The organism is Fodinicurvata sp. EGI_FJ10296, from assembly GCF_040712075.1.
GTDB lineage: Bacteria > Pseudomonadota > Alphaproteobacteria > DSM-16000 > Inquilinaceae > JBFCVL01.
This window is the reverse complement of sequence record NZ_JBFCVL010000005.1, coordinates 274,462-290,406: the sequence shown is the minus strand read 5'-3', so window position 1 is coordinate 290,406 and position 15,945 is coordinate 274,462. Positions and strand designations below refer to the sequence as shown.

Sequence of the window (15,945 nt, the reverse complement as noted above, 5' to 3'; positions counted from 1 at the left end):
AAAGGGTTTCAATTGATCGCCCACAGCCTCCTTTGTCGGGATCATGAAGTTCATCATCGCCCTTGCTCTCCTGTTTCTGTTCGCCATCCTGGCGCTGGTTGCCCTTCGCGTGTGGGACCAGCGTGCCGACCGGGCGGAATGGCAGCGTCTGGCAGCCCTTCAGCCGGAGGCTCCGCCACGCTTCTCGCATGATCTGGTCGCGGACCTGCCTGAGCCTGCGCGCCGGTATTTCAGCTTCATGATCGAGCCCGGAACGCCGCTTCTGCCGGTAGCCGAGATCGACATGAGCGGCCAGTTCAGCCTTGGCACCAAAGACAACCCCGCCTATCAGCCGATGGAAGCGCGCCAGATTCTCGCCGCGCCCGAGGGTTTCGTCTGGGCCATGCGCACGCGCGGCGGGATGCCGGTCTCGGGGTCTGACTCCGGATCATGGACACGGTTCCGCATCTTCGGCCTGATCCCGGTCGCCCGGCTCGGCGGTGATCCGGATCATTCGCGATCGGCCTTCGGTCGCTACGTTGCCGAGGCCGCGATCTGGACGCCGGCGGCCCTGCTGCCGGGACCGGGTGTAATATGGTCGGCGGTGGGCGATGACACCGCGCGCGTAACCGTCCGGCAGGGCGAATTGAGCCAGGCGGTCGATGTGACCGTCGATAGCGAGGGAAGGCCGGTCATTGCCTCGTTCCAGCGCTGGAGCAACGCCAACCCCGACAAGGTGCACCGGTTGCAGCCCTTCGGTGCCCTCATGTCAGATTTTCGCGAGGTGGATGGCTATCACCTGCCGTTCCGCGTGGAGGCCGGCAACATGTTCGGGACCGACGACTATTTTCCATTCTTCCTCGCCGACGTGACGGAGATCCGGTTTCCGGGGGCGACGCCGTGACCGCCACCGTCCTTGCCATTCAGGTCTTGCTGCCTTTGGCACTGCTTCTCTGGCTTGCGCTGCTGCCAGCCGGAAGCCTGAGCGGTTTCGCCCTGCAGGCGGTGGGCACGGGGGTCTTCCTGTTCGCATTGGCGCGCGTGGCGCAATGGGCGGTGCCGGTCTGGTGGTTGCCGTGGGTCTTTGGCGGGCTTTGGCTGGTGGCGGTGCTGGTCTGGCCATTGCGCAAGGGAGTGACCGGCCTGCCTCTGCTGCCTTCAGGGCTGTGGGGGTGGTCGGGTCTCGCCCTGTCGCTCGTGCTGATTGGCGTTGGCGGGTGGTATGGCGTGCGGGCGATGGCGGGCCAAAGTCTGCCACCGGTGGAGGTCGTCGATATCGCCAACCCCTTTGGCCCGGGCCACTATCTCGTCGGCCATGGCGGGTCCAACACGTTGGTCAACGGGCACATGCGGACACTGGATGCCGGCGTCGACCGTTTTCTGCCGTGGCGCGGGCAGTCCTACGCGGTCGATTTCTTCGGCCTTGGACCCTGGGGCCTGCGCGCCCGTGGCTGGCGGCCCGCCGATCCCGGGGCCTACGCGATCTTCGGCGCGGAGCTTCGTGCGCCCTGCGACGGCACTGTGGCGGCGGCCGAGGGCCGGATGCCGGATTTCGAGGTGCCGAACGAGGATGCGGTGAACCGGCTTGGCAACCATGTCATCATGCGCTGCGGCGCGGCCGAGATCGTTTTCGCCCATATGCGCCACGGCAGCGTCACGGTCGTGCCAGGCGACCAGCTGGCCGTGGGCGACCGGATTGGCGAGGTCGGCAATTCCGGCGCCAGCACCGAGCCGCATCTGCACATCCATGCCCAGCGCCCCGCCGAAGCGGGCGCTCCGCCGATCTCGGGCGAGCCGCTTGGCTTGCGCATCGATGGGCGATTCCTCGTGCGCGGCGACCACCTCGTCGGGTCCGATGGGTGAGGCAGGCGGCGGTCCGGGTCATGTGCGCCGCTCCGGTCCGATCGCGATGGCGGTGAGTCCGATGCCACACAGCGCCGACGCCACCCCGAGCCAGGGCCAGAGGCCGGGCAGGATCGAGAACAGGAACAGGTAGTCCTGTGCGGCTGCCCAGAGTGGCCAGAGCATGAGAGCGGCCGCGATCCCGCCGACGCCGATCCTGGTGACGTGGCGGCGCGGCCGGCCCCGGAACGCCAGCCAAAGCGCAAGCACCGCACCTGCAATCAGCAACGCGATGGTTGCCCGTGCCGCCGTTTCCGCCCAAAGCACACGCGCCATGCCCACCTGTTCGACGCCGAGGCTTTCCGACCAGTCCCGGAGAATCGCGGCGAAAAGCGGCCAGGCCCGCTGGCTGTTCGACAGAATCACGATGCCATCGCCGGTTTCCGGGACCATGTGAAGGTGGCTCATCCAGCCATAGCCCTGTCCGCCATGCCAGACCGCCGCTCGCCCATCCGAGAGGACTTCGGTGAAATGCCCAAGCCCGTAGCCCTCGGCGGCGACGCTGAACAACCCGCCGACCGGCACGCCGGGGCGATGCAGCGCGGCGATGCCTTCCGGCGACAGCACGTCCTGATCGGCGCCCGCCATAGCTGCGACGGCGAAGCGTGCAATGTCGGCGGCGGTGGCAAACAGCCCGCCCGATCCGCGTCCCGGATAGAGGTATGGCGCCACTGGCTGGCCGTGCAGGTCGTGTCCGACCGGCATTTCGGCACCGGACCAGTCGAAACTCGCACGCGCCATCCCGAGCGGGACGAGGATCTCACGCCCCATCAAGGCGGAAAAATCTTCTTCGGTGCAGTCCTCGATCGCCAGTTCCAGCAGGTTATAGCCGGTATCGGAATAGGCGAATTGCGCCCCCGGCGCGCCGATCATGGCGAAATCTTCCGCCAGATGCGTCGGTAACCGCGGTCGTGGCGCATCGGGCGCATAGCGTGCGGCATAGTCGCCAAGACCAACACCTGCGCTGTGGCTGAGAAGTTGCCGCCCGGTAATGAGCGGCGTTCCTGCGGGCGGTTGCCAGCGGGTCAGGCAGTCCGAGACGGGGGCGTCGAGGTCGAACCGTCCGGTCTCGGCCAGCCGCATGGCGCCCCAGGCGGTCACGGGTTTCGATATCGACTCGACCCGGAACAGCGCGTCTTCGGTCATGGGCCGGTCGGTTTCCGGATCGGAGAAGCCGAAGGCCGCCGTCCAGACCGCCGCGCCGCGCTCGATCAGCACGACCACCACGCCTGGTACGTCGTCCAGCGCCATGCGCGCCGGGATTGTCTCTGCCAGACGGTCTTCCAGCGGCAGGGTATCTGCCCGCAAGGGGGACAGTCCGGGCGCGAGCGTGAGCAGCGCCGCCAACATCAGCCGCCCGACGGTCGATGCGATCATTGTGCAGCTTCAAGCGCCAGATCCGCGAGCACCGCCTCCAGAGCGGGAACCAGATCGCTGGAATCGTCAAGGAAGCCCACGTCGGTATTGATCTGGAATGCGACAGTCACGCCATGGTCGGCATAGTGGCGCAGGCTCGACACATAGGCGGGGATCCAGCCGCCATGGCCGTAAACGGGCCCACGCGGCGTTTCGGCGTAGATGGCGACGCCCGCGCCATAGAGGACGCCGGGGGTGTCGGGGGCCACCGGCACCCCGTCGAGCAACCGGTCGAGGTAGGGCGCCGCCATCGCCGTGCCGCCGAACAGGGCGTGCCCCCAGCGTGCAAGGTCGCGCGAGGTCGAGGCCAGTCCGCCGCCGGCCCCCTCCACGGCCGGATTCCAGAGCAGCCGGCCTTCGGCGTCTGCCGTCCGCTCCGGCAGGCCGAAGGGATTGTCGGGCGCAATGTAGCCCACCGCGAGACCCGCCAGGTCGCGGCGGTCCGAAGGGAAGGTGCCGGCCAACGCGAGAGGGCTGAGGAAACGCGCGTTCACGACCTCATGCCAGGGCTGACCCGTCACCTCCTCGATCACCAGTCCCAGAAGGACGTACCCCGTGTCTGTATAGGCCCAGGCGGTGCCGGCCTCGAACAGCGGCGCCATCCCCGTTACGAAACCGACGAGATCATCGGGGCTGATCGCGCCATCACCGGCCGCCGTCTGCGCCCAGGCGGCCTGGAACGCGGGCAGATAGACGTGGTCCGGCAGGCCCGCACTGTGGTGCAGCAAGTGGCCGATGGTCATGGTTTCCGCGTTGGGCAGATCGCCGAACCACGGCCGGTCGCCCAGATGATCGGCCAGCAGGTCCGCTCGGGACAGGCGGCCCTCGCTCTCCAGCGCCAGCACCGTTGCCGCGACGAAACTCTTGCCGATGCTCGCAGCCAGCATGGGGGTGTCGGGCATCATCGGCCGCCCTGATTCGACGTCGGCAAGGCCGGTTGCAGCTGCTGCGATCCTGCCGTCGGGCAGTGCGACAGCCGCGGTCGCGCCGGGAAAGCCGTGCCGGGCGCGGTAGTCTTCAAGCGCCGCTTCCAACCGCAGGGAGACATCGGCGACGTTCTGCGCCATTGCGGGCGCGAACGCACTGAGGGATGCCACGATACCGGCCGCGATGAGACATCCGCGCATCCGTCTACTCCGCAGCTTTGGGTGCGAGCGCGCGCTCTGCGGGCACAGCCTCGGTCACCGCCCCTTTGCGCGTGAACATCGTGTCACGGTTCCACCACACAACGATGGCGGCCACGCCGACGAGGATGATCGTGTCCCACGGCTGGGCGTCGGGCCAGAACGGGTTGATGAGTTGCCAATGGAAAAGCATCGGCCAGAGCAGGCTGCCCCGCGCCCGGTTGAAGATCGGCGTGACCAGCACCGCCAGCACGACGTTGCCGACGAAAAACGGCAGGAAGTTCCAGTCGGCAAAGACCGTTCCCGCAAGGGCGAATGCCGGCAGGTGCCAGAGGCCCCAGGTCGCACCGATCAGCAGCCCCGCCCAGATCGGCGCCATGTGCCGCTGAAGCAGGGGTTGGGCGACGCCGCGCCAGCCGAACTCCTCGATCGGGCCCAGAAACAGCATCATGAACAGCACCGCCACAACCGGGGTCACGCCTTCGGGCGGCAGCGGCGCCAGAACCGGACCGCCCTTTATCAGCGAGCCTGCGACGAAAACGAGTGGAATGCAGATCAGGATGAAGGCGACCCAGCCTGCCGAGCATTTCCACAGGAAAAGTCGGGACAGGAAGGCCCGGACGCCTGCCGTGCCGGAATGGAAGAATACCACCACAAAGGCAGCAATTGCGGGCGACCAGGTTGCGAGGAAGAAAAAGGGATGCGACCCGCTGATTGCGCCGAACCGGGCCGTGGCTGCTTCGGGCCAGAGAATATAGATACCAACCAGCCCCCATGTGATGAGGAAGGTAAGGCCGATGAACGGCAGAAGCGACGAGGATGGCAAGTCGTGACGAGATATCAGAACCGGACCGGCTTTCATCGGCATTCTCCGAAATGACGGCAAGTCGTTCGGTAATGATATATCGCGTGAACAGAGTCGGCCCTGACATGGATCAACCCCAGCCGGATGTCCACGGCCAGGCCGTCCACGACGATACGTGAGCACCATCGAGGCCTGTTGCGTGTGCGAGGGTGGGTGGCACGGCGGCGGTGAAGTGCCTATATTGTCGCTGGCGATCAAAGACGATCAATGGCTGGTTGGAAGGGTACGGTAAATGCAGGCGAACGCTGCCACCAGGGCCGCGAGGTTTTCCATTGCACCCATGATGGACTGGACGACACGGCATTGCCGTCGGTTCCATCGGTCGCTGACCGGCTGCGCGCTGCTTTACACCGAGATGGTGACCAGCGCCGCGGTCATTCACGGGGATCGGGATCGTCTGCTCGGGTTCGATGCGGCACAAAATCCAATCGCATTGCAGCTTGGTGGATCGGACGCCGTTGAAATGGCGGCGGCGGCCGAGATTGGTGGCGCCTATGGCTATGACGAGATCAACATCAATGTCGGATGCCCCAGTGACCGCGTGCAGAACGGCCGGTTCGGTGCCTGCCTGATGGCCGAACCGGAGACCGTTGCGGCATGTGTTGCGGCCATGCGCGCGGCGGTCGACATCCCGGTTACGGTCAAGACGCGCATTGGCATCGACGACCAGGACAGCTATGCCGATCTCAGGCGGTTCGTCGATATCGTTGCCGGCGCCGGCTGCGATACCTTTATCGTCCATGCCCGGAAAGCGTGGCTGAATGGTCTCAGCCCCAAGGAGAACCGCGAGGTCCCGCCGCTCGATTACGAACGGGTCTTCCAGCTCAAGTCCGACTATCCGGAGCTGACGGTGGTTCTGAATGGCGGGCTGACCACGATCGCCGACAGTCAGGCGGCGCTTGAGCGGGTCGACGGCGTCATGCTGGGCCGGGCGGCCTATCAGTCGCCGTATCTTCTGGCCGCCGTGGATAAAGAGATCTTCGGTCTGGCCAAACCGGTCGCGCCACGGACGGAGATCGTCGACTCCATGGTCGACTACTGCCGGGCGCAGGTGGCGGCCGGCGTGCCGTTGCACGCCGTCACGCGGCACATGCTGGGGCTGTTCCAGGGCCAGCCCGGTGCCCGGCATTGGCGCCGTGTGCTGTCGGAAGGTGCGCGCGTCCATACCGGTGATCCGGCGGATCTGTTTGCCCAGGCGCAGGAAGGCATCGTGATGGACAGGGCGGCTTAATTCGGTTCGGAAGTTGGTCTATTCGAGAAGCTGGCGGGCATCGAAGATGTCCGGGATCGACTGCTTCGTCGCCTGATAGCCGAGGTCGATCATCTCTTCGGCCCGGTCGAATTCCATCAGCCCGATATGGCCCAGCCGTGGGGCAATATGGATGTCCGGCGGATCGCCGGCAAGACGTGACCGTGTAAGCCGGTCGAGGATGATCCCCAGAGACGAGGTCATGACACCGAACACGCTGGGCATGTCGGTAGTGCGGCCGAAAATCTTGCTCAGCACTGTCTGAAACCCGAAGCGGCTGTTGCCGTTGCCGTTGGAATGCGCGTCGCCGTTTGCCGCGCCATTGCCGTTGCGGTTCTTGAGATAGTCCATCACATCGAAGCCGGTCGCCCGCTGAAACGATGTGCCGGGGACGCGGGCGCGGCCGACGAGGTCGGCGTTCAGGTTGACCGCGATGACCATGGTCGCTCCCATGGCAAGACATACGGAAACCGGGACCGGGTTCACCAACGCGCCGTCGACCAGCGATCGGCCATTGACCATCAGCGGCGGAAAAATGCCGGGCAGGGCATAGGATGCTCTTACCGCCTCGACCAGCCGCCCCTCGCGCAGCCATACTTCGTGGCCGGTGTTGATATCGGTTGCCACGGAAATGAACGGCCGGTCCAGAGAGCCGATCGTGAGGTCGCCGAGATTGGCCCGCAGTTCGCGTGCAAGCCGCTTGCCGCCGATCAGGCCAGGCTGACGAACCTTGAAGTCCATATAGCCGATCATGCGCAAGCGATTGAGTCGGCGTGCCCACTCTTCCAGCGGATCGAGCTTGCCGGCGGTGTAACAGCCACCAACCACGGCGCCGATCGAGGTCCCTGCGACGATGTCCGGGCGAATTCCCGCTTCTTCCAGCGCCCTTAGAACACCGATATGCGCCCAACCCCGCGCGACGCCGCCGCCAAGTGCCAATCCGATAACTGGTGCTGTCATGCCTGGCTCCTATTCGGGTTTGGATATGGATCGGGGTGCTGTAAGGCGGGGCCGTCGGGAATCGAGCGGATCAATGCCGGCAGGAAGGATCCCAGAGTGGCTGCCCGCGCGAGCACGAAGAGAACCATCGCCAGCCAGAGTCCGTGGACACCGAGCACCGGGATCGCGGCCCAGGTGGCGAGCAGAAATACGACCAGAGACACGGCCATCGAATTGCGCATCGCACGGGTCCAGGTTGCCCCGATGAAAATCCCGTCGAGCTGGAACGACCACACCGCCGCAAGCGGCATCATGATCGCCCAAGGCAAATAGATCGCCGCTGTCTCGCGGACCTCTGGCAGGCTCGTCAAAAGGGCGACGATGGATTTTCCGGCAACCGCGTAAACCACGACGAAAATTGCGGCCGCGACCCCCGCCCAGATCGTCGAGGCCCGCATGGCTGCAATAAAGTCGCGGCGGCGCCGGGCCCCGACGGTGCGGCCGATCAATGCCTGTGCAGCGTGGGCGAATCCGTCGAGCGCGTGAGCCATGAAGAGATGCAGTTGCTGAAGGATTGCGGTCGCCGCGAGCGTCGTCTCGCCGAATCGGGCGCTTTGCCGCGTAAACCACAATGTCGCGGCGATCAGGCACAGGGTGCGCAGGAATATGTCCCGATTGACCACGGCGAGCCGGATGAATGCCGCTGAATCCCTCGTCCGCTGCCATATCGATGTCCATTGCGTTCGACCTCGACGGATCATTGCAAAGGCGATGGCAAGCCCGACCACCGCAGCGACGCCCTCGGCCAGGACGGAGGCCAGTGCCACGCCGTCCACGGTCCAGCCGAGTCCGATGACGAAAAACAGGTCCAGTATAATATTCGTCACATTAAGGATAAGTTGCAATACGAGGCCGAGTCCGGCCCTTTGCATGCCGAGAAACCAGCCGAGCAGGGCGTAATTGACCAGCGTTGCGGGCGCGGCCCAGAGCCGGATGTCGTAGTAGACGATCGCCGCTGATTCCACAGCGGGCGTCGTCTCGAAGAATGAGAACGCGGCTGCTGCGATCGGCGCATTGAGAATGACGAGCAGGGTTCCCAACACCACGGCGGTCATCAATGCCCGTCCGAGGATGGCGGCCGATTCCGTTGTATCTCCCGCCCCATAGGCCTGCGCGGACAGGCCGCTGGTGCCCATGCGCAGGAAGCCGAACAGCCAGAAGATCGATGAGAAGATCACTGCACCGATCGCGACGGCGCCGAGATAGTGGGCGCTGGGCAAATGGCCGACAACGGCCGTATCGACCATGCCCAGCAGGGGGGTCGAGACATTGGAGATGATGATCGGGAATGCCAGCGCCCAGACCCGCCGATGCCAGTATCCGTCGGTTCCGGTCGGGGGGCGCGGCAGTGATTGAGGTGTCATTGTGCCGTCATTGATGTGGGACTTGCGGGCGCGTCGGCATCGGCGCTATTCGTGTCGCCCATGACCCATACCATTCTTGTGCTGCAGAACGATCCGCTTTCTCCTCTCGGGGTTCTGGAGCCGGTGTTTCGAGAGCAGGGTATCGGCCTTGATATCCGCTATCCGATGGAGGATGCCGACTCGGTACCCGAAAACGTCTCGGGTTTTGCCGGGATCGTCGTCCTCGGCGGCGCGATGTCCGCCCTCGACGACACCGCCTATCCGGGAATTTCAGGAATTATCGCACTTCTCAGATGTGGGCACTGGAAAAACGTGCCGATTCTGGGTATTTGTCTCGGTGGACAGATATTGGCGCGAGCATTCGGCGGTGTTGTTCATCGCGATGCCTGCACGGAGGTCGGCGTCACTCGCCTTGAACCGACGCCGGATTGTGAGGATGACCCACTGCTTTCGGGGATCGAGCCATTGGCCGCAATGGAAATGCATTTCGATCGATTCGATGTCCCTCCGGGTTCGGTGGAACTGGTCTCGTCGCCTGACTGTCCTCATCAGGCATTCCGGATCGGGTCCGCCGTCTGGGGACTGCAGTTCCACCCGGAAGTCACGCCGACGATCGTTGGCGGCTGGATCGAACATCTGGACGGCATTGGCGGTGACGACAACAGGGCCCATGCGCGGCGACTCCGCAACGATCTGGACGGGCGTTTGGCGGCCTCGATGGATGTTGGCCGAATGATCGCCAGACGCTGGAGCGCCATGGTTTTGGCTGGCCCCGGATCGGATGCGGCCGACAGGGAGATCGAAGGTCAGATCGCTGGAATTTGAGACGAAACCCCGCATTGGTATTTCGTTAGGAATACTATTGGATTGTCCGATAGGGGTAACCCGTTATTCATTCGGATAACGTGACATGGACGGAGGAGGCTGAGATGGCCTTTATCGACCAATGACCGGAACGATCATCTTTGCGCTCGGCATCGTCGTGTTCCTGGCTCTCTGTGGTATTGTCAGGATGGCACTGGAAACGCCCGATCATTCGCCACGGCGTTAGCAATGCCGCGGCCCCTCGCCGGTGAGAAATGCGGGCTAGAATGGTGACGCGTTCTCGGTCGAAGGCGGGCTTGCCGGTGTTCGGGTGGCCTGAGCAATGGCATCGGTCAGCGCGTCGAAGGGCAGCAGAACACAGTTGTGGCGGCTCTTCGTGCCATGTACCGGTCCAAGCGCTGCGGTATCCGGCCACGAGCCGGGCGCCGGGGTGCCCTCCTTGATCATTTTCCGCACCGCGTCTGCGTGAGCGTGAATCGAATCGACATTGCCGCCCACGGCATAGGCGGCGATCATGGCGGCTGTCGCCTCGCAAAGCATGCAGCCCCGGACTTCGTGGCCGACGGCCGTGACGACACCTTCGTCGACCGAGACGTCGATGGTGACACGATCGCCGCAAAGCGGGTTGTCCAGCGTGACGGTCGCATCCGGTTCCGGGAGCCTGTTCCGCTCGCGCCCTGATTTCGCCCGGGCGATCAGCGTTTCCTGATAGATTTCGTCCGCCATCATTTATTTTCCTGGCTGGCGTCATCCTGCGCACGCGGCGGCCCTATGGCCGCGTTGCGGGCCGACAGGGCTTCCGGCGTGTCGATATCGGTCAGAATTCCGTCGGACCCGACGGCGATTTCGACGACCGCGTCTTCATTGCTGGCGATTACCGATTTGGCGCCGATATCGCCGGTCAGGGCGGCGAAATCCGGCAGGAACCGGCTATCCCACAACACCGGATGCCCACGCTTTCCCTGAAAGGTCGGTACGATGATCGACGGCCCGCGCGCCGGATCGAAGGCATCGGCCAGCGCGCCGATCGTCGCCACATCGATATCCGGCATGTCGCCGAGGACGAAGAAGACACCATCGGGACGATCGCCGGATGGCGAACCAGCCGCCAGAGTGCGGGCCGCTGCCTTGACCGAGGTCGACAACCCGTCCGCAAAATCGGGATTTGCGATGAACGACACGGGCGTGCCCGCCAGAGCGGCGGCGAGATCGGCATTTCGATGACCGGTTACGATATGGATGGCGCCGATACGTCCGCTGGATGTAAGCGTGTCGACGACCCGCCGGATCATCGGCACACCGTCGATGTCGCAAAGCAGCTTGTTCGCCGCGCCCATGCGGCGCGACTGTCCGGCGGCCAGGATTACGGCATCGATCACCGGTGGTGCGTAGTCCGGGCCCGTCGGCGCGGCGTTTTCCGTGTGTGCAACAGGGCCGACCGTACCCCGGTCGATGGGTTTGGTTGCTGCGCGCGGTTGCGGCCTGGTCGGTATTTCCGTCAGCAGCCCGCCGACGCCCATACCCATTATGGCGTCGCGATCGATCGCGATATCGGCGCAAAGCCGCTTGAGAATCCAGTCGAACCCGTTGAGTTTGGGCGAGCGTGCGCAGCCGGGAAGCCCGACAACGGTCGTTCGGCCAATATGGCCGATAAGGAGAAGATTGCCGGGGTCTACGGGCATGCCGAAATGATCGACTACACCGCCGGCGATTTCCACGGCCGTCGGCAGAACGTCGCGGCGGTCGGTGATCGCCGATGCACCGGCGATCAGGATCAGGTCGAGGCCGTTGTCCAGCTGGGTGCGGATCTCGCCGGCCAGTGTCTTGGCCGTATGAGCGCAGCGCCTTTCGCCGACCAGAACGGATCCGGCGTCCGACAGCCGCTGTCGCGTGATCGACACCGTCTTGTCGAGCATCTTGTCCGCCGTGCCGGGCAGGCGGGTCTGAAGGAGAGCGGCCCTCTTCTCGTGGTAGGGCGCGACCCGGATGGCCGAACCCTGATCGCCTCGCGCGGCTACGGCTTCGCCAAGTCCGACAGCCCCGGCCGGCGCGGCAAACGGGATGATCTTGACGGTCGCAACCATCTGGCCCGCGGCCACCGCCTCGAAGGCCGGCAATGTGGCGATAGTGATGCTTTCGTCGAGCCGGTTCATGCGGTCGATCCGTTCGCGGTCGACAGCAAACAATCCGGCGACCCGCGCAAAGATGTTGACGCGACCGGTCGCGGCCTCGCCCAGCGTCAGGGCATCATCGGCGATCGCGCGGGCAACGCGGCGGGCCGCCTCGTCCTCGTGCACGTCGCCAGCCCCCAGCCGGACCGCTGTTACCGCGTTTATGCCAAGCCCACGCAACGACTCGACGTTCATTTCGGTCAGACGATGCCCCTTCGCCAGGACCACGGGTGGCTGCCGGACCGAATGCACCAGATAAGCACCCTGGGCTTCGTCCAATGGAAGGTCGCCGAAAATCATCCTGCGGCCCCGGCCGCAGTCGCCGACGGCCTTGCTGTGCCCCCGCGCAGGACATCGGTCATTTCCGCCATGACGGAAATGGCGATTTCCGCAGGCGAGACGGCGCCGATGGGAAGGCCGGCAGGACCGTGTATGCGGTCGATAGCGCTATCATCATGGCCCAGCGCCTGCAGCCGTTCGCGCCGCAGGGCATGGGTCCGCCGGCTGCCCAAAGCCGCGATGTAGAAGGCCTCGGAACGCAGCGCCCGGTCCAGGGCCGGGTCGTCCAGCTTCGGGTCGTGGGTCAGCGTCACGATCGCGGTCCGCCGCGTCAGCCGCATGCCGTCAAGAGCTTCGTCCGGCCAATCGTTGCTGAGGGCGACGTCGGGAAACCGCTCAGCACTGGCGAAGGATCGGCGGGGGTCGATCACCGTCACGCCATAACCGGCTATTCGCGCGATCGGCACCAGGGCCTGTGCGATATGAACGGCGCCGACGAGCGCAAGCGTCAGGGCAGGGCTGTGAACGTGGAGGAAATAGCGCTCGCCGTCGATCTCGGCCGTCGAACAGCGATCGGCCCGCATGGCCGCGGCCGCCCTGTCCGCCAATGCTTCGGTGAGGGTAAGCTCGCCGCTGGCCGCTTCCTGGTCAGGACGATCCGATATCAGGGCCTGCGCGCCGTCGCTTAAACGGGTGATCAGTACCGCCGCTCTGTCGTCGGCTTTCATGCGCAAAAGGGCGTCCAGAGTGGCTTTTTTCATTCGACCCTCTCGACGAAGACGCGCACCGTGCCGCCGCAGGCGAGGCCGACATCCCACGCCTGCTCGTTGCTGACACCGAATTCGAGTTGGCGCGGCTTGCCGTCTTCGATCACTTCCAGCGCCTCCTGTACCACGGCGCCTTCGATGCAGCCACCGGACACCGAACCCTGCATCGCGCCGTTGCGATCGACGACCAGCCGGCTACCCGCCGGTCGCGGTGATGACCCCCAGGTGTCGATGACGGTCGCCAGCGCAATATCCCGACCTTCCGCGCGCCAGGCAGCGCCGATGCTCAATATGTCGTCTTCGTCCGCCATCGCATTTCCCTCCCGTATTCCCGGCATACTCGCGGTCAATTCACGAGCGCGCCATGGACCGCCAGCGCCGCATGGCTGCCGGCCTGGCGGTGTCGTCGGCGGCCAGCGCGTCGATCAGATCGCGCAGACTGTCCAGCGAATGCACCGGCCTCAGGTCGTCGACATGGTCGATCATGGCCCTGGCTCCTTGTGATTTTGGAGCATAGCCATCGAAGCGCAATAGCGGGTTCAACCAGACGAGTCGGCCGCAACTGCGATGCAGCCGATCCATCGCCGGGGCGAGCGATTGATCGTCGCCCCGGTCCAGCCCGTCGGTGATCAGCAGTACGACTGCCGATTGACCGAGGACCCGCCGCGCCCATTGGCGGTTGAAGCTGTCGAGACTGGTGCCGATCCGCGTGCCGCCGGACCAGTCGACCACCTGTTCGCCAACCCTTGCCAGCGCGTCGTCAACATCGCGTGCCCGGATCATGCGGGTAATGTTCGACAGCCGGGTCCCGAAAACGAAACTGTGTACGCGATGCCGGGCCTGTGTGACCGCATGGATGAAATGCAGCATCACCCGGGCATAGCGGCTCATGGATCCCGAAATGTCGCACAGGATCACCAGAGGCGGCGGCTTGGTCGCCCGGCGCCGATAGCTGAGGTCGATCGCCGTGCCACCGCCGCGCATCATTGAGCGCATGGTTGCGCGCGGATCGATGCGCCGGCCATTGCGGTCGGGGCGGAATCGGCGCGTCGGCCGCTCGTCCAGCGGCAGCCGCATGCGGGCGATGTCGTCCTTCGCCCGATCCAGTTCCGCTGCCGACATCTTGTCGAAATCCCGCGTCTGCAGGACCTCGCGTTCGGACACTGTCAGTCGGGCGTCGATCTCGACCTCAGGCTGTTCGTCCTGGTCGCCCCTTGATTGACGTTCGCCGGGCGGTGGGCCGAACGCCTCGCTGACGCGTCGGCTGGCCTCCCGCCTGTCTTTGCGGCCGGTGTCGATCTCCGGCAGCATCAGACCCATAAGGCGCTTCAGCAGATCCGGGTCGCGCCAGAACAGTTTGAACGCCTCGTCGAAAGTCTCGTGCTGGTCGTTTCGGGTAACAAGGGTCGCATGCAGTGCCCAGTAGAAGTCCTGACGGCTGTCGACCCCGACGGTTTCGACGGCTTCGACGGCGGCGAGCATTCGTCCGGGACCGACCGGAATCCCCGCCCGGCGCAGAACGCGGCAAAACTGCATCACGTTTGCGGCCAGCGTTCCCGGCTTGTCATCCGGGTCCGCTTCTGTTGCGTCGGATGCCGGACTGTCGAAGGCAGTGGTCATGTCAGGGTGGTATTCAGATCGTGGCGGACTTCGGCGAGGATCTTGCCGGCTTCGGTGCCGCGAATGCTGTCGATATCGTCCTGATATTTCAGCAGGGTGCCGAGGGTGTCGTTGATGATTTCGGGGTCGAGTTCGATCACGTCGAGCTGACTGAGCGCCTGTGCCCAATCGAGTGTTTCGGCAACACCGGGCGATTTGAACAGGTCGCCCTGGCGCAGCTTCTGGACGAAGCCGACGATCTGGGCCGAAAGCACGGCCGGCGTTCCCGTCGCCTTCGCGGTCAGGATGCGCCGCTCGCGGTCGGCGTCGGGATAATCGACCCAGTGATAGAAGCAACGCCGCTTGAGGGCGTCGTGGATTTCGCGGGTCCGGTTGGAGGTCACGATCACGATCGGCGGCTTGGTCGCCCTGATCGTCCCGATCTCGGGAATGGAGACCTGAAAATCCGACAGGATTTCCAGGAGATAGGCTTCGAACGGTTCGTCTGTGCGGTCCAGTTCATCGATCAGAAGAACGGGGGCGTCTTCATCTTCGCCGCATTCCAGAGCCTGGAGCAGGGGGCGGCGGATCAGGAATTTTTCGGAAAAGAGATCGTCGGCAAGGGCTTCCTTGTCGGCATTGCCGGCGGCTTCGGCGAGGCGGATCTCCAGCATCTGGCGCTGGTAGTTCCACTCGTAGACGGCCGCGGAAACGTCCAGACCCTCGTAGCATTGCAACCGGACCAGCCGGCGATTCAGCGATTTCGACAGGACTTTGGCGATTTCCGTCTTGCCGACACCGGCTTCGCCTTCGAGAAAGAGCGGGCGATTGAGTTTGAGTGACAGGAAGAGGGCCGTGGCCAGCGATCGGTCGGCCATATAATCGGCCCCTGCCAGAAGCGCGATGGTTTCATCTACGCTGTCGGGAATTACCGGCCGCCCCGTGCCGGCTCCCGCGCTTTTTTCGCCGATCAACCCGTCCGTGGTCATACGCCCATCCGCCGTCATTTCTGCCGTCCGCCGTCGTTGCTGGTTTCGGTAGTCTTCCTTCCGGCCACGATACGCGCTTGCCGGGGGGGATTGTCCAGCTTCCGAGAGGGACGATCATGAACGAACGACATCGGGCCAGTCGCACGGGCTGTTACCCGGTGGCGGAAATCTCGGTCTCCTGGGCCGCCAGATTCTTGAGCGCGTCGTGCGCGGCCTTGGCGTCCGCGAAAATCCGTCCGTCAAAGCGTTGGCATTCCGGGCGTGTGGTGAAGAAGATCACCTTGCGGTCGATCGAAATCAGATCGCCCAGCTTGCGGCCCTCGATGATAACCGGTTCGTGATCCACAGGCATCTTGCATTCCTCCCAGTTTGAAAACAACGTTCCATCGGAGAGCAAGGATGAGCGTTCCGGCCGTC

General features: G+C 64.6%; 16 protein-coding genes. 4 read left to right on the top strand and 12 right to left on the bottom strand.

What is annotated here, in order from left to right; genetic code table 11:
* Window positions 1-43 precede the first annotated feature (43 nt).
* Together ABZ728_RS12685 and ABZ728_RS12680 are read left to right on the top strand one after the other, a co-directional pair.
* The gene (locus tag ABZ728_RS12685) at window positions 44-883 is read left to right on the top strand and encodes a DUF6544 family protein (RefSeq protein WP_366656524.1); all 840 of its coding nucleotides are present in this window, start codon (window positions 44-46) and stop codon (window positions 881-883) included.
* Window positions 880-1,842, top strand: coding sequence for a M23 family metallopeptidase (locus tag ABZ728_RS12680; RefSeq protein ID WP_366656523.1), 963 nt, complete (start codon window positions 880-882; stop codon window positions 1,840-1,842). The genes ABZ728_RS12685 and ABZ728_RS12680 overlap by 4 nt, the downstream gene beginning before the upstream one ends.
* A gap of 18 nt (window positions 1,843-1,860) precedes the next feature.
* Here the strand turns inward: ABZ728_RS12680 and ABZ728_RS12675 are convergent, their stop codons facing one another.
* The 3 genes from ABZ728_RS12675 to ABZ728_RS12665 are packed head-to-tail and all read right to left on the bottom strand — an operon-like array spanning window position 1,861 to window position 5,283.
* Window positions 1,861-3,258 (bottom strand): serine hydrolase domain-containing protein, encoded by a 1,398-nt coding sequence (locus tag ABZ728_RS12675; protein ID WP_366656522.1) that lies wholly within the window; start codon window positions 3,256-3,258, stop codon window positions 1,861-1,863.
* Window positions 3,255-4,424 (bottom strand): serine hydrolase domain-containing protein, encoded by a 1,170-nt coding sequence (locus tag ABZ728_RS12670; RefSeq protein ID WP_366656521.1) that lies wholly within the window; start codon window positions 4,422-4,424, stop codon window positions 3,255-3,257. The genes ABZ728_RS12675 and ABZ728_RS12670 overlap by 4 nt, the downstream gene beginning before the upstream one ends.
* A gap of 4 nt (window positions 4,425-4,428) precedes the next feature.
* Entirely contained in the window at window positions 4,429-5,283 is an 855-nt protein-coding gene (locus ABZ728_RS12665) for a CPBP family intramembrane glutamic endopeptidase (RefSeq protein WP_366656520.1), read from the bottom strand.
* A gap of 235 nt (window positions 5,284-5,518) precedes the next feature.
* Between ABZ728_RS12665 and dusA the strand changes: the two genes are divergently transcribed.
* Window positions 5,519-6,517 carry a tRNA dihydrouridine(20/20a) synthase DusA gene (dusA, locus tag ABZ728_RS12660; RefSeq protein WP_366656519.1) on the top strand — a complete coding sequence of 333 codons (999 nt, stop codon included), beginning with the start codon at window positions 5,519-5,521 and terminating at the stop codon, window positions 6,515-6,517.
* Window positions 6,518-6,535: 18 nt separating this feature from the next.
* Here dusA and ABZ728_RS12655 read toward each other — a convergent pair whose 3' ends face one another.
* Together ABZ728_RS12655 and ABZ728_RS12650 are read right to left on the bottom strand one after the other, a co-directional pair.
* A complete protein-coding gene (locus tag ABZ728_RS12655) occupies window positions 6,536-7,495 on the bottom strand; it encodes a patatin-like phospholipase family protein (RefSeq protein ID WP_366656518.1) in 960 nt (319 codons plus the stop codon).
* A complete protein-coding gene (locus ABZ728_RS12650) occupies window positions 7,492-8,898 on the bottom strand; it encodes an MATE family efflux transporter (RefSeq protein ID WP_366656517.1) in 1,407 nt (468 codons plus the stop codon). Before ABZ728_RS12650 ends, ABZ728_RS12655 begins: the two co-directional genes overlap by 4 nt.
* A gap of 60 nt (window positions 8,899-8,958) precedes the next feature.
* Here ABZ728_RS12650 and ABZ728_RS12645 point away from each other — a divergent pair, with 60 nt between their 5' ends.
* Complete coding sequence (locus ABZ728_RS12645) at window positions 8,959-9,723, top strand: type 1 glutamine amidotransferase (protein ID WP_366656516.1); 765 nt, start codon at window positions 8,959-8,961, stop codon at window positions 9,721-9,723.
* A 261-nt stretch (window positions 9,724-9,984) separates the two neighbouring features.
* On the opposite strand, the gene ABZ728_RS12640 is transcribed toward ABZ728_RS12645, so the two are convergent.
* The 7 genes from ABZ728_RS12640 to ABZ728_RS12610 all read right to left on the bottom strand — a co-directional run bounded on the left by ABZ728_RS12640 (window position 9,985) and on the right by ABZ728_RS12610 (window position 15,880).
* A complete protein-coding gene (locus ABZ728_RS12640) occupies window positions 9,985-10,452 on the bottom strand; it encodes an iron-sulfur cluster assembly scaffold protein (RefSeq protein ID WP_366656515.1) in 468 nt (155 codons plus the stop codon).
* On the bottom strand, window positions 10,449-12,194 hold the full coding sequence (locus ABZ728_RS12635; protein ID WP_366656514.1) for a molybdopterin-binding/glycosyltransferase family 2 protein: 1,746 nt from the start codon (window positions 12,192-12,194) through the stop codon (window positions 10,449-10,451). The genes ABZ728_RS12640 and ABZ728_RS12635 overlap by 4 nt, the downstream gene beginning before the upstream one ends.
* Entirely contained in the window at window positions 12,191-12,934 is a 744-nt protein-coding gene (locus tag ABZ728_RS12630; protein ID WP_366656513.1) for an XdhC family protein, read from the bottom strand. The genes ABZ728_RS12635 and ABZ728_RS12630 overlap by 4 nt, the downstream gene beginning before the upstream one ends.
* Window positions 12,931-13,251, bottom strand: coding sequence for an XdhC family protein (locus ABZ728_RS12625; protein ID WP_366656512.1), 321 nt, complete (start codon window positions 13,249-13,251; stop codon window positions 12,931-12,933). The genes ABZ728_RS12630 and ABZ728_RS12625 overlap by 4 nt, the downstream gene beginning before the upstream one ends.
* Before the next feature lie 40 nt (window positions 13,252-13,291).
* Window positions 13,292-14,560: a VWA domain-containing protein gene (locus ABZ728_RS12620; protein WP_366656511.1), complete on the bottom strand. Its 1,269-nt coding sequence runs from the start codon at window positions 14,558-14,560 to the stop codon at window positions 13,292-13,294.
* Window positions 14,557-15,528 (bottom strand): MoxR family ATPase, encoded by a 972-nt coding sequence (locus tag ABZ728_RS12615; RefSeq protein ID WP_366656510.1) that lies wholly within the window; start codon window positions 15,526-15,528, stop codon window positions 14,557-14,559. Before ABZ728_RS12615 ends, ABZ728_RS12620 begins: the two co-directional genes overlap by 4 nt.
* Window positions 15,529-15,679: 151 nt before the next feature.
* Complete coding sequence (locus ABZ728_RS12610; RefSeq protein WP_366656509.1) at window positions 15,680-15,880, bottom strand: hypothetical protein; 201 nt, start codon at window positions 15,878-15,880, stop codon at window positions 15,680-15,682.
* Between the last annotated feature and the right edge of the window lie 65 nt (window positions 15,881-15,945).